This is a genomic window from Streptomyces lavendulae subsp. lavendulae (genome assembly GCF_002803845.1).
GTDB classification, from domain to species: Bacteria; Actinomycetota; Actinomycetes; order Streptomycetales; family Streptomycetaceae; genus Streptomyces; species Streptomyces lavendulae.
In genome coordinates, this window is sequence record NZ_CP024985.1 from 1807232 (window position 1) to 1820320 (window position 13089).

The window sequence follows — 13089 nt, forward strand, 5'->3', positions numbered from 1 at the left end:
GCCCAGACTGCGTTTCATTGAAAGTGGAAGCCCGATCGGCGGTCGCTCAAGAAGCCATCGAAAGTTGCTAGAGTTCGATCGGGACCTGCCGAACGGGAAGAACCGGCCTGCCGTTTGACCAACGGTGAGCGCAGAATTCCATGCGCTCCTCGGGCACCGTCCTCCTCGTGCGGCCTCCACGGAATAGCCATGCCATGCGACAGGACCGAGATGTGTCGCTCCGAATCCCAGGGGGAGGCTTCCACAGCCATGTTGGTCGAGCGGGATGAACAGATCGCCAAGCTGACCGCCTGGGTGACCGGCGTCGCCCGGACCCACACCGCCACGTACTCCGCCGGACACGCAGCCGCGCGCCGCAACGCTCCCGACGACCCCGTCAGACCGGGCCGGACGGCCGTGGTCAGCGGGCCCGTCGCGGCGGGCAAGACCGCCCTGCTGCACCGGGTCCTGGAACTGACCGCCGACAGCGGTGTCCGGATCCTGAGCGCCGTGACCTCCGCCTCCGAACAGCACATCCCCTTCGGCGTGGTGGAGGAACTGCTGCGGGACACCGCCGACACAGCCGGGCCCCTCCCGCTCCACGGGTCCGCGGGCAACGGCGAACTCGTCCCCGCGCAGACCCTCATGGCCTTCCACGCCCGGCTCGCCGGCCTCGTGGCGCGCGGGCCGGTACTGATCGCCATCGACGACGTGCAGTACGCCGACCCCCAGTCCCTGCACTGCCTGCTCTACACCCTGGGGCGGGCCCGCTCGACGGCGGGCGGCCCCGCACTGGTCGTCACGCGCGGCCCCGACGCGGGCTCCCCGGCCCCGCGCGTCCTCGACGAGCTGCTCCGCCAGGCGGAAGGGCCGCACCTGCGGCTGGGCCCGCTGAGCGCGCGGGGAGTGGAGGAACTCCTCGCCCACCGGACCGGGGAGAGCCCGCTGCCGGCGGGCGCCGCGCCCGGCTCCTCGCGCACCGCCCGGGCCGCCGCGTCCCTGCACACGGCCACCGGCGGCAACCCGCTGCTGGTCCACAGCCTGCTGGACGACCGCGTACCCCGCCTGCGTGCCGGGGAGGCGGTCGACGGATCGTTCCCCGCGGGCGAACAGTTCGTGCAGAACGCGCTGATCTGCGTGCACCGGACCGGGTCCGAGGGCCTGCGGGTCGCCCAGGGCGTCGCGCTGCTCGGCGGCGCGACGCCGCGCCCGCTGCTGGCCCGCCTCGTGGAGACCGACGAGCGGACGGTGGCGGAGGTGGTGGACGCCCTCGACGGCACGGGCATCCTCCAGGGCGAGCGCTTCCGGCACGGCGCGGTACGGAGGGCGGTGCTGGAGAGCCTCGCCGACGACGCCGTGGCCGTACTGCGCCGGCGGGCGGCGAGGCTGTCGTACGAGGCCGGAGCGGCGCCGATGGTGGTCGCCGCGCACCTGCTGGGCCAGGAGCCGGGCCTGCCCGACGAGGACTGGGTGCCGGGCGTCCTCGCGGCCGCCGCGCACACGGCGCTGGCCTCCCAGCGGGTCGAGTTCGCGGTGCGCTGCCTGCGGCTGGCCGAGGAGTGCTCCCACGACGAAAGAGAGCGCTTTCAGCTCCGGGCCGACATGGCCAAATTCATCTGGCGGACGAAGCCGTCCGCCTGGGCACAGGAACTTCAGCCGCTCAACGCCGCACTGCGCCAGGGGACGCTGCCGGTCGGCGACTCGCTGCGGCTGGTCGGCGGTCTGCTGTGGAACGGCTGGATCGACGATGCGGCGAGCGCGATCCAGCACGCCCTCGACGGCATGCCGCAGCCGCCGGACCCCACGACGACCGCGCAACTGTCGCACGTACGAATACTGTTGGCCTCGACGTACCCCACGCTGCTCGGCCTGCTGGACGGCGCGCTGGGCCCGGACGGCGGCGCGGCCGCACGGCACACCGCGGAGGACGGGGCCATGGCCGGCATCCGGGTGCTGCACGGGGTGCTGAGCGCGGGCACCGCGGCCCCGGGCCACCGGGAGCGGGCCGCCCTGGACGAGGAGTCCGCCCTCGCCGCCGAGCGGATCCTGGCCGGGATCCGGCTCACGGACGAGACCCACTTCACGATCCGGGCCTGCCTGCTGGCCCTGTTGTATACGGAACGGCTGGGCGAGGCGGCGCTGTGGACGGACCGGCTGCTGGACGAGGCCGCCGCGCACGACGCCCCCGGCTGGACCGCCGTCATGCAGGCGATGCGCGCGCACATGGCGCTGCGCCGCGGCGAGCCGGCCCAGGCGCGGCTGCTGGCCGAGCAGGCGCTGGAACAACTCACCCCGCACGCCTGGGGCGTGGGCATCGGCATGCCGCTGTCCGCCCTCATCGAGGCGCGGACCGCAATGGGCGACCACGAGGCGGCGGCGGCCCTGCTGGACCATCCGGTACCCGAGAAGATGCTGCTGACGCGCTACGGACTCCACTACCTCTACGCGCGTGGAGGGCACCGGCTCGCCACCGGGCGACACCACGCGGCGCTGACGGACTTCATGGCCTGCGGACGGCTGATGCGCGAGTGGAACATGGACCGCGAGGGGCTGGTGCCCTGGCGCATCGGGGTCGCGGAGGCCTCGCTCGCCCTCGGCGCCCGCGACCAGGCGGAACGCTTCGCCCGGGAGCAGCTCGCCCGGGGGGCCGGACCCCGCGTGCGCGGCCTGGCCCTGCGCGTCCTGGCGGCCGCCCGGCCGCTGGCCGACCGGCCCGCGCTGCTGGACCGGGCCGTGACCCTGCTCCAGGAGGAGGGCGACGCGCACGAGCTGGCCCGTACGCTGACCGATCTCGGCACGGCGTACGAGCGGCTCGGCGACGCGGCGCAGGGCAGGAGCTGCACCCGCCGTGCCTGGCGGATCGCCGAGGTGCGGGGCTCCCGGGAGGGCGCGCCGCGACCCCGGACGGAGCCGTCCGAGACCGGCATCACGCTGCCGCGGGCGATGCCCGCGCCGGTGCCGGGCGCCGCCGTGCGGACGACGCGGCCGAGCACGGCGTCCGCCCTGACGGACGCCGAGCGGCGGGTGGCCTCGCTGGCCGCCCACGGCTACACGAACCGGGAGATCGGGGCGAAGCTGTTCATCACCGTCAGCACCGTGGAACAGCACCTGACCCGCGTCTACCGCAAGATCAACATCACGCGCCGGCAAGACCTGCCCGTCAGTTGGGAATCCGATGTCGCACACACTGCCTGACCCCGCCGCCCGGACCGGCGGCGCGGGCGGATCCATGCCCGCCCCCGGACCCCGGCTGCTCGCGGTCAGCGACCTGCACATCGGGATGGCCGACAACCGGCCCATCACCGAGTCCCTGCGCCCCGCCCACCCGGACGACTGGCTGATCGTCGCAGGTGACGTCGGCGAGCTCACCGAGGACATCGAGTGGGCGTTGCGCCTGCTGTCGGGGCGGTTCGCCAAGGTGGTGTGGGCTCCGGGCAACCACGAGCTGTGGACCCCGCGCGAGGACACGGTCCAGGCCCGCGGCGAGAAGCGCTACGCGCACCTGGTGGACCTGTGCCGCACGCTGGGCGTGGTCACCCCCGAGGACCCCTGGCCGGTGTGGCGGGGCCCCGGCGGCCCGGTGGCGGTCGCCCCGCTGTTCCTGCTGTACGACTACACCTTCCGGGTGGCGGGGACGCGGACCAAGGAGGAGTCGCTGGCGCGGGCGCACGAGGCGGGGGTCGTCTGCACCGACGAGTACCTGCTGCACCCCGACCCGCACCCGAGCCGGGACGCCTGGTGCCGGGAGCGGGTCGCGCTGACCCTGCGCCGGCTGGAGGAGCACGACCCGTCGCTGCCGCTGGTCCTCGTCAACCACTTCCCGCTGGTCCGCGAGCCCACGGACGTGCTGTGGCACCCGGAGTTCGCGCAGTGGTGCGGCACCGTGCTCACCGCCGACTGGCACCGCAGGTTCCGTACGGCCGCCGTGGTCTACGGGCACCTGCACATCCCCCGGACCACCTGGTACGACGGGGTGCGCTTCGAGGAGGTGTCGATCGGCTACCCGCGCGAGTGGCGCCGGCGCGGCCACCCCAAGGGTCTGCTGCGGCAGATCCTCCCCTACACCGGTGGAGAGGACACGGCGTGATAGAGACCCTGCTGCCCGAAGGGGTGGCCGCGGGCGAGGCCTTCGGACCGGACGGCGCGGCCGTGCTCTACCCCGAGGAGGCGGCCCTGGTCGCCACCTCGACGGACCGCCGCCGCGAGGAGTTCACCACCGTACGGGGCTGCGCCCGCCGCGCGCTGGACGCGCTCGGGCTCCCGCCGGCACCGGTCCTGCCGGGCAAGCGGAACGTGCCGCAGTGGCCGACCGGGGTGGTCGGCAGCATGACCCACTGCGCCGGCTACGCGGCCGCCGTCCTCGCCCGGGACACCGACCTGGTGGCGATCGGCATCGACGCCGAGCCGGACCGGCCGCTGCCCCGGGGGGTGCTGGACTCGATCGCCCTGCCCCGGGAACTGGCCTGGGCCCGTACGCCGGTGACGGGGGCGGGCCGGCTGTGCCGGGACCGGCTGCTGTTCAGCGCCAAGGAGGCCGTGTACAAGACCTGGTACCCACTGGTGGGCACCGAGCTGGACTTCGATGACGCCGACATCTCCTTCCGCACGGACGCCGAGGGCCCGGCGGGCGCCGGCGCGGTCGGGCTCGCGGGGGAACCCGCGGGGGGACCCGCCGTCAGCGCCGCCGAGGGCCTGCGCCAGGGTTCCTTCCGGGCCCGTGTGCTGCGCCCGGGCACCGGCCGCGACGGCCGCCCGGTGACGGCGTTCACCGGCCGCTGGCTCGCCCGGCGCGGGCTCGTCGTCACCGTGATCACCGTCCCGGCCCGGCGGAGCGCCGCCGGGGACGCCAACCCGTAGGGCGGCCCGGGCACCGCCGGACGCCCGGGTCGGTAGGGGTTGTCCGGCTCCGGGGCCGCTGCGTAGCGTGCGAGGACCGGACCGAGTGCGCACGGCGTACGACACGTGCCCCTCCCGCCGTCCGGGCCCGCTGCGATGCCGCGACCTCCGGCCGCGCCCGGCTCGCTCCGGTTCCCCTGGAAGCGATGTCGCACCGGCCCGAGAGGTACTCCAGATGACATCAGCAAGCCCGGCTCCCACCACCATGCTCGTGCCGGACTTCCCGTTCTCCTACGACGGCTGGCTCCGCCATCCGGCGGGCCTGGGCTCTCTGCCGCCCGACCGGGCCGGCACGCCGGTGGCGGTCATCGGCGGCGGGATGGCGGGACTGACCGCCGCCTACGAACTGATGCGGCTGGGCCTGCGCCCGGTCGTCTACGAGGCCGACCAACTGGGCGGCCGGATGCGCTCGGTGGCCTTCCCGGAACGGCCGGACTGCGTGGCGGAGATGGGCGCGATGCGCTTCCCGCTGTCGGCCCGCTCGCTGTTCCACTACATCGACCTGCTGGGGCTGCGCACCAGCCCCTTCCCCAACCCGCTGGCACCGCACACCCCCAGCACCCTCATCGACCTGGGCGGCGTACGGCACACGGTGCGCGGCGCCGGCGAACTCCCCGACGTCTACCAGGAGGTGGCCGCCGCCTGGGAGAAGGCCCTCCAGGAGCGGGCGGAACTGGCCACGATGCGCGACGCCGTCCGGCGGCGCGACGTCGAGACGCTCAAGCACGTCTGGGACCGGCTGGTGCGGGAGTTCGACGACCAGTCCTTCCACGGCTTCCTCGCCACCAGCTCGGCGTTCCGCTCCTTCCGGCACCGGGAGGTCTTCGGGCAGGTGGGCTTCGGTACGGGCGGATGGGACACCGACTTCCCGAACTCGCTGCTGGAGATCCTGCGCGTGGTCTACACGGAGGCCGACGACCACCAGATGGCCATCGCCGGCGGCTCCCAGCAGGTGCCGCGCGGGCTGTGGGAACACCGGCCCCACCAGTGCGCGCACTGGCCGGCGGGCACCTCGCTGGCCTCCCTGCACGGCGGCTCGCCGCGGCCCGGGGCACGCGCGGTCGCCCGCGCGGGGGCGGAGTTCACCGTCACCGACACCGAGGGCCGCGTCGACCGGTTCCCGGCCGTGGTCTACACCCCGCACGTGTGGACGTTGCTGAACCGGGTGGAGGCCGATCCGGCGCTGCTGAGCGCGCCGCTGTGGACGGCGGTGGAGCGCACCCACTACATGGGCTCCTCCAAGCTGTTCGTGCTGACCGACCGCCCGTTCTGGCGTGACGTGGACCCGGACACGGGCCTGCCGGTGATGAGCATGACGCTCACCGACCGGATGCCGCGCGGGGTCTACCTCTTCGACGACGGCCCGGACCGGCCGGGCGTGATGTGCCTGTCGTACACCTGGAACGACGACTCCCTGAAGATGGCCACGCTCGGCCCGCGGGAGCGGCTGGACGCGCTGCTGGGCAAGCTCGCGGCGATCTATCCCGGGGTGGACGTCCGCTCCCACGTGATCGGTGATCCGCTCACCATCACCTGGGAGACGGAACCGCACTTCATGGGCGCCTTCAAGGCGAACCTGCCGGGCCAGTACCGCTACCAGCGGCGGCTGTTCACCCAGTTCATGCAGCGCGGGCTGACGGCCGGGGAGCGCGGTTTCTTCCTGTGCGGCGACGACGTCTCGTGGACGGGCGGGTTCGCGGAGGGGGCCGTCACCACGGCGCTGAACGCGGTGTGGGGGGTCGTGGACCACCTCGGGGGGGCGAGCCACCCCGACAACCCCGGCCCCGGCGACCTCTTCGACGCGCTGGCGCCCGTCGAGCTCCCCTACGAGGAGTGACCCGGGGCGCCCGTCCGGCGCACCGGCCGTACACAGGACGAAGGCGCCCCCGCGATGCCGCGGGGGCGCCTTCACCGCTCCGCCCCTGGAGGCGCGGTCCTCACGCCTCGGCGGCGAGCACCGCCAGCGCCTTCTTGTCGGGCTTGCCGTTGCGGTTCAGCGGGAACTGCTCCAGCACGACGACCTTGTTGGGCTGTTCGTAGACCGGCAGCAGCCCGCACAGGCGCTCGCGCCAGTGGGCCGCGTCCCGCAGCTCCTCGTCCTCGACGAAGAACACCAGCTGGGAGCCGCGCAGTTCGTCGGGCAGGGGTACGATCCGGGTGGGGCAGCCTTCGGCGGCCACCTTGCGCTCGATGAGTTCGGGGTAGAGGGTGTACCCCATCCGGTGGACGGCGAACTTGCGTCCGAGGACGTGCAGGTTGGCGTCCGCGTCGAGGTGGCCGAGGTCGCCGGTGGCCTGCCAGCCGGTGGCGTGCGCGGGGGCGATGGTGCCGTCCTCCTCCACCTGGCCCTCCAGGGCGTCCGGGGTGTCGACCTCGATCTCGCCCGTCTCCCCCGCCGGCAGTTCGCGGCCGTCCTCGTCGACGATCCGCAGCCGGATCCCCTCCATGGCCCGGCCGCAGGCGACCGGGTTGTCGAGGGTGGCGAAGGAGATGTTGCCCAGTTCGGTGGAGCCGTAGCTGTCGAGCAGCGGCAGGCCGAACTCGGCGACGTACCGGCCGACCAGCGGCGCGTCGAGCGGGGCCGCGCCGACGCAGAACATGCGGGTGTCGGCGAGGTGGGCGCGCAGCGCGGGCTTGCGGGTGACCAGGCTGAGGATGCTGCGGTAGCTGGAGGGGGTCGCGTCGATGACGGTCACCCCGGCGTCGCGGGCCATGCGCAGGGCGCGGTCCAGCCGGCGGTAGGGGGCGATCACCAGGGAGCAGCGGGTGAGCCAGGCGATGAGCACCATCGACAGGCCGTACTGGTGGGCGAAGGGCAGCAGCGGCATCAGCACGTCGTCGGGGCGGTGCCCTACCTGGTCGGCGTTGCGCTGCAGGTTGCGCAGGAACGAGGCACCGGACTTCACCACGCCCTTGGGGGATCCGGTGGAGCCCGAGGTCCACATGATGAGGCCGTCGGGCAGTTCGCCCCAGGCCCCGAAGTCCAGGGCGGGTTCGGTGGGTTCGTGGTCGGTGACGGCGACCATCAGCTCGTAGAGGTGGACGGGGTCGGCGTCCTGGTAGATGGGGGTGTCGTCGTCGACGAAGGTGACCTTCACGCCGGTGCGTACGGCGATGCGGCGGGTCTCCTCCTGGTGTTCCTGCTGGTCGACGAGGACGATCGAGGCGCCGACGTGCATCAGCGCGTACAGCACGCACACGTAGCTCGCCGAGTTGCCGGCCTTCAGCATGACGCGGTCTCCGAGGCCGACGCCCCGTTCGCGGATGGCACCGGCCACCCGGAGGGCGTCCTGTTCGAACTCCTCGATGGTCCGTACCGAGTCTGCTGCGCATATCTTCGCGGTCATCGGTCGCACAATGTCCTTCCTCTGGGCCTGCCACGGCCGGGCGGCGTGCGGTCCGCCGGGCCGGGGCCGGGGCCGTTCATGGGGTGGATCGCCGGATCAGCGAGCGTCACCGGTGATGGGGTGGTCAGTCCGGGTCGGGTTCACCGAGCGAGATCAGCTGGTCGTGCACGATGTTGACCACCTCCCGGCGGTAGGTCTTCAGGTAGCCCTGGGCGCCGGGAAAGATCTCCAGGTCGAAGCGGCCCGAGGTGCTGCGCCGCCAGGACCGCACGGCCGACACCGTGGCGCGCGGGTCGTGCCGGGCCGCCAGGGCGACGACCCGGCAGTCCAGCGGCGGCGGGCCGAGGCTGCCGCGGTGGCCGGGTGCGGCCTGCCCGGAGACGAAGAGGGTCAGGGGTGCCGTGTACGTCTCGCGTTCGAGCCGGCAGCCCACCGCGTAGGCGAGATCCGCCCCGTGCCGGTGCCCGAACAGGGCGAACGGGCGGTCGGCCCAGCCCCGTACGGCCTCGAAGACCTTGTCGGCGAGTCCCGTGCCCGCTCCCTGATCGGGGTCCTCGTCGCAGAGCGTGGACGGGTACTGGACGATGAGCAGCTCGACGGTGGGGAGCAGGAGGTCGGCCATCGCCAGGTAGCAGAGCGGTGAGTTCCGCGAGCTCGGGAAGCAGATCATCCGGTAGCTGCTGGGCACCGCGGGCTGCCTGATCTGGATCAGGCTGACCCCGTCGGGGGTGGTCTCCCCGGCGGCGGGCCGGTCGTGCGCATGCGTCATGCTCCCTGAAACTCCGCATCGGGTGGTGCCCTGACGACTCGTGGTCGGGCGTACGAACGGCGCCTCCCGTGCGGAGGGCCTTCATGGACGGATCTGTGGCCCGCCGCGGCCTGCGGCACCGGCGGTGGGGAGGCCGCCGTCGGGGACGACCTCCAGGCCCTGGCCGGCCAGCCACCGCAGGACGTCCGGCAGGCCGCTCTCGCCGGGGAGCGCGTCGGGGGTGGCGTCGGCGGCCCGGTGGACGGCTTCCGTGAAGAAGTACACGCCGGGCCGGTCCGCCGCCGCCTGCGCGGCGGGGCGCCGGGTGCGGAAATCCTCCACCTGCTCGCCGATCCCGCCCGGGACGAAGGTGTCGGCGGAGAGCGTCACGAAGTCGTCCTCGCCCAGCCAGTCCCGCGCGCAGCGCAGGGCGTGGGCCGGGCCCAGCGGCCGGTGCTGGGGCAGGTAGGTGATGCTGACGCCGAAGCGGGCGCCGTCGCCGACGGCCGCCCGGACCTCGTCGGCGCCCTCTCCGAGGACGATGCCGACGTCGAGGATGCCGGCGTCGGCGATCCCCTCCAGGACGTCGAAGAGCACCGGCTTGCCGGCGTCCGGGCCCGGCCGGCCCTCGGCCACGGCGGGCAGGGGGCGCGGGCTGGTGCCGGATCTCCCCGACAGGACGAGTGCTTTCACGGGGGTCTCCTCGCGGGAAAGGTGAGGCGAACGGAGATGTCCGGCGCGGTCACGCGGTGGCGTCGTGAGCATATTTCCCGGCGGCAATCCGCGATCACCCCTATTCCCCCCTAACCAATTGGGCATCGCCCCTAGCCGTGCCCCCGCAGGGGCGGTCGGCCCACCCCGCATGCTAGACAGGAAGCGATCAGTTCCGTGTCCTATTCAGTCGGCGCCCGACGCGCGGCCGGTCACGCGATATTCCCCCCGCGAAGCCCAGGCCGCCGTTGCGCGTCCCGCTTGATTCGCAGGAATAAATGAAACCTGAAAGACCCGTGGAATCCACTGTCGTGGTCGACGGACTCGTCAAGAAGTACCGGGACCGGGACCAGCCGGCAGTGAACGACCTGAGCTTCTCGGTACGCCGGGGCGAGGTCTTCGGCTTCCTGGGACCCAACGGAGCCGGCAAGACCACCACCATCGGCATCCTGACCACCCGCGTGGCCCCCACCGCGGGGCGCGCGTTCGTCCAGGGCGTGGACGTCGTGGCCCATCCCGCCCAGGCCCGCCGGGCTTTCGCCGTCGTGCCGCAGCGCAACAACCTCGACCAGTCGCTCACCCTGCGGCAGAACCTCACCTTCCACGCCGGCTACCACGGCATGGGCCGCGCCGAACGGCGCCGGCTCGCCGACGAGTGCCTGGAGTGGGTGGGACTCGGCGACCGCGGCAAGGACCGCGGCGACCAGCTCTCCGGCGGCCAGGCGCAGCGCGTGATGATCGCCCGGGCGCTGATGCACCGGCCCGACGTCCTCTTCCTCGACGAGCCCGCCAACGGACTCGACCCGCAGGCGAGGCTGTTCATCCACGAGCGGGTGGCCGAGCTGAGCGGGCGCGGTGTGACCACCGTCCTCACCACCCACGACATGGACGAGGCCGCCCGGCTGTGCGACCGCGTCGGCATCGTGGACCACGGCCGGCTGCTCGCCCTGGACACCCCGCAGGCGCTCATGGAGAGCCTGAGCGGCACGGCCTGCACCCTCACCGTGCGGCCCGGCGAGTCCGGTGCCGTCGAGGTCGTCCGCCTGCTGGAGAAGATCGAGGCGGTGACGGGGGTTGAGCGCGTCGAGCCGCCCCGCGGCGAGGAGGGGGGGCAGGGCCCGGACGCCGCGGCGGACGCGGCCGACGCGGACGCCCCCGTACGGCTGCGCCTGTACAGCGACGCGCCGACCGGCGCGCTGCTCCCGGCCGCGATCACCACCCTCGCGGCGGCGAACTGCGACATCAAGGACATCAAAGTGGGCACCGCCACGCTGGAGGACGTCTTCATCTCGCTGACCGGCAGGGAGCTGCGATGAGCACCGCCACTGCCACCACCGCCGCCACCGGCGCGCCCGATCCGGTCGCCGGTTTCCCCCGCGAGCTGCGGCCGGCGCCCGCGGGCGTCCGCTCGGTGACCCGTACGTTCTTCTTCATCCTGTGGCGGGACGTCTTCGTCACGGGCCGCGAGCTGCCGACGTTCCTCGCCCAGGTGCTCGTGGAGCCGTTCTTCATCCTGTTCGTCTTCGGCAAGGTCCTCGGCGAGCTCGGCTTCACCGGCGGCGGCTTCCAGCAGGTGCTGCTGCCCGGTGTGGTGGCGCTCAACGCCTTCCTGGTGAGCCTCCAGAACACGGCGCTCCCGCTGATCATCGACTTCTCCTGGAGCAAGGAGATCGAGGACCGCCTGCTGGCCCCGATCCCCACCTTCCTGGTGGCCGTCGAGAAGCTGGTCTTCGGCATGCTGCGCGGTATCGTCGCCTCGCTGCTGATGATCCCGATGGGCTTCCTGGTCCTCGACCACGCCTCATGGCCCATGGACCGCTTCCCGGCCACGGTGGGCGTGCTCCTGATGGGCGCGCTGGCCGGCAGCACGGTGGGGCTGACCATCGGCACGCTGGCCCCGCCGCGGCACATCAGCATCGTCTTCGCGGTCACGCTGACCCCGCTGATGTTCACCGGCTGCACCCAGTTCCCGTGGCACGGACTGGCGGAGGTCCGCTGGTTCCAGGTGCTGTGCACGCTCAACCCGCTGACCTACGTCACCGAGGGCATCCGCTCGCTGCTGCTGCCGCCCGGCGGCCCCGGCTCGATCCCGCTGTGGGTGTGCGTCTCGGCGCTCACCGCGGCGATCCTGATCTTCGGGGCGATCGGCATCAAGGGCTTCCACCGCAGGGCCCAGGACTGACCCCCGCCCCCTCCTCCCGGCCTCGTGCCCGGACCGGCGCACCGCGCGCCGGCCGGGTGCGGGGCCTTCTCGCTGCCCGTCCCCATCCCCTTCCCGGAAGCAAAGGTATTCACGGATCATGACTCGTTCCGCCGCGATCGCTGCCGAAATTCCCGCCGATTCGCCTACCGATTCGCCTACCGATTCCCCTGTCGCCATTACTGCCGGCAACACGGTCGGCTCCCCCGCCGTGGAATCTCCGGAACCGCGCTCCGGAACCGCGATCGTATTCCCCGGAATGGGACCCGCCTCTTTCGCCGAAGTCGGCAAGTTCCTGCTGCTCGACCCGTATGCGCGGGTTCGTCTGGCGGAGGCGGACGAGGCACTCGGATACTCGGTGTTCGATCGCTTCCGGGACGCGGAGGAGGATTATTCGGTCGATTTCCAGATCGCCTTCCTGGTGAACTCGATGGCGCTGGCGGACCGGGCCGTGGACACCCTCGGTGCCGTCCCCACCGTCTGCGCCGGGCCGAGCTTCGGCCAGAAGGCCACCGCCGCCTTCGTCGGCTCGCTGTCCTTCCCCGAGGTCGTACGGCTGACCGCCGAGCTGGCCCGCTGCGAGGAGGAGTACTTCGCGGACGCCTACGAGGACGTGGTCACGCACTGCTTCGTCCGCACCCCGCAGGACCGGCTGGACGAGATCCTCGCCGGGTTCGACGACCGGGGCGCCTGGTACGACTCCTCCGGCCGGCTCGACGCGGGCTTCCACATGCTCTCCGTTCGCGAGGGGGACCTCGACGCCCTGAACGCCGGCATCAGCGCGGCCGGCGGCTACTCCATGTACTCGATGCGGCCGCCCGTGCACGCGGCGGCCTTCTCGGCGCTGCGCAAGAAGGCGGAGGAAGAGGTCTTCGGGGCGTACGAGTTCGCCGACCCCTCCCTCCCCGTGGTCGTCGACCACGACGGCAGCGTCATCCGGGACGCCGCCGGAATGCGCACCATGATGCTGGACACCTTCGACCGGCCCATCCACTGGCCGCGCATGGTGGAGTCCCTCAAGGGGCTCGGTGTGGGCACCCTGTACATGACCGGCCCCGACAGCCTCTTCCACCGGCTCGACGTCACCAAGGACAACTTCGAGGTGCACGCGGTGGGCCTGCCCAAGAAGCGGGCCCGCGAGCGCGAGCGACAGCAGGCTCTCCAGCGCTCCCGGGCGGCGCGGGTCCGGCGCGGCGCCTGAGGCGCCC

General features: G+C 72.9%; 10 protein-coding genes. 7 read left to right on the top strand and 3 right to left on the bottom strand.

The features are described 5' to 3' along the window. Nucleotides 1–249 precede the first annotated feature (249 nt). The 4 genes from SLAV_RS08200 to SLAV_RS08215 all read left to right on the top strand — a co-directional run bounded on the left by SLAV_RS08200 (nt 250) and on the right by SLAV_RS08215 (nt 6712). Nucleotides 250–3174: a helix-turn-helix transcriptional regulator gene (locus SLAV_RS08200; protein ID WP_051841538.1), complete on the top strand. Its 2925-nt coding sequence runs from the start codon at nt 250–252 to the stop codon at nt 3172–3174. Further along, nucleotides 3155–4066 (top strand): metallophosphoesterase family protein, encoded by a 912-nt coding sequence (locus SLAV_RS08205; protein ID WP_051841539.1) that lies wholly within the window; start codon nt 3155–3157, stop codon nt 4064–4066. The genes SLAV_RS08200 and SLAV_RS08205 overlap by 20 nt, the downstream gene beginning before the upstream one ends. Continuing rightward, complete coding sequence (locus tag SLAV_RS08210) at nt 4063–4836, top strand: 4'-phosphopantetheinyl transferase family protein (protein ID WP_030241566.1); 774 nt, start codon at nt 4063–4065, stop codon at nt 4834–4836. Before SLAV_RS08205 ends, SLAV_RS08210 begins: the two co-directional genes overlap by 4 nt. A gap of 214 nt (nt 4837–5050) precedes the next feature. Then, nucleotides 5051–6712: a flavin monoamine oxidase family protein gene (locus SLAV_RS08215; protein WP_030241567.1), complete on the top strand. Its 1662-nt coding sequence runs from the start codon at nt 5051–5053 to the stop codon at nt 6710–6712. 100 nt (nt 6713–6812) lie between these two features. Here SLAV_RS08215 and SLAV_RS08220 read toward each other — a convergent pair whose 3' ends face one another. From SLAV_RS08220 to SLAV_RS08230, 3 genes are all read right to left on the bottom strand, one after another. After that, nucleotides 6813–8222 (bottom strand): class I adenylate-forming enzyme family protein, encoded by a 1410-nt coding sequence (locus SLAV_RS08220; RefSeq protein ID WP_030241570.1) that lies wholly within the window; start codon nt 8220–8222, stop codon nt 6813–6815. 124 nt (nt 8223–8346) lie between these two features. Beyond that, a complete protein-coding gene (locus tag SLAV_RS08225) occupies nt 8347–8991 on the bottom strand; it encodes a thioesterase II family protein (protein WP_051841540.1) in 645 nt (214 codons plus the stop codon). Between the two features lie 81 nt (nt 8992–9072). Continuing rightward, nucleotides 9073–9663 (bottom strand): sugar phosphate nucleotidyltransferase, encoded by a 591-nt coding sequence (locus SLAV_RS08230; protein ID WP_051841541.1) that lies wholly within the window; start codon nt 9661–9663, stop codon nt 9073–9075. 314 nt (nt 9664–9977) lie between these two features. On the opposite strand from SLAV_RS08230, the gene SLAV_RS08235 reads away from it, so the two are divergent. The 3 genes from SLAV_RS08235 to SLAV_RS08245 all read left to right on the top strand — a co-directional run bounded on the left by SLAV_RS08235 (nt 9978) and on the right by SLAV_RS08245 (nt 13082). Beyond that, nucleotides 9978–10997 (top strand): ABC transporter ATP-binding protein, encoded by a 1020-nt coding sequence (locus tag SLAV_RS08235; RefSeq protein ID WP_030241577.1) that lies wholly within the window; start codon nt 9978–9980, stop codon nt 10995–10997. Further along, nucleotides 10994–11863: an ABC transporter permease gene (locus tag SLAV_RS08240; RefSeq protein WP_234333966.1), complete on the top strand. Its 870-nt coding sequence runs from the start codon at nt 10994–10996 to the stop codon at nt 11861–11863. The genes SLAV_RS08235 and SLAV_RS08240 overlap by 4 nt, the downstream gene beginning before the upstream one ends. 277 nt (nt 11864–12140) lie before the next feature. After that, a complete protein-coding gene (locus SLAV_RS08245; RefSeq protein WP_051841542.1) occupies nt 12141–13082 on the top strand; it encodes an ACP S-malonyltransferase in 942 nt (313 codons plus the stop codon). Nucleotides 13083–13089: the final 7 nt, after the last annotated feature.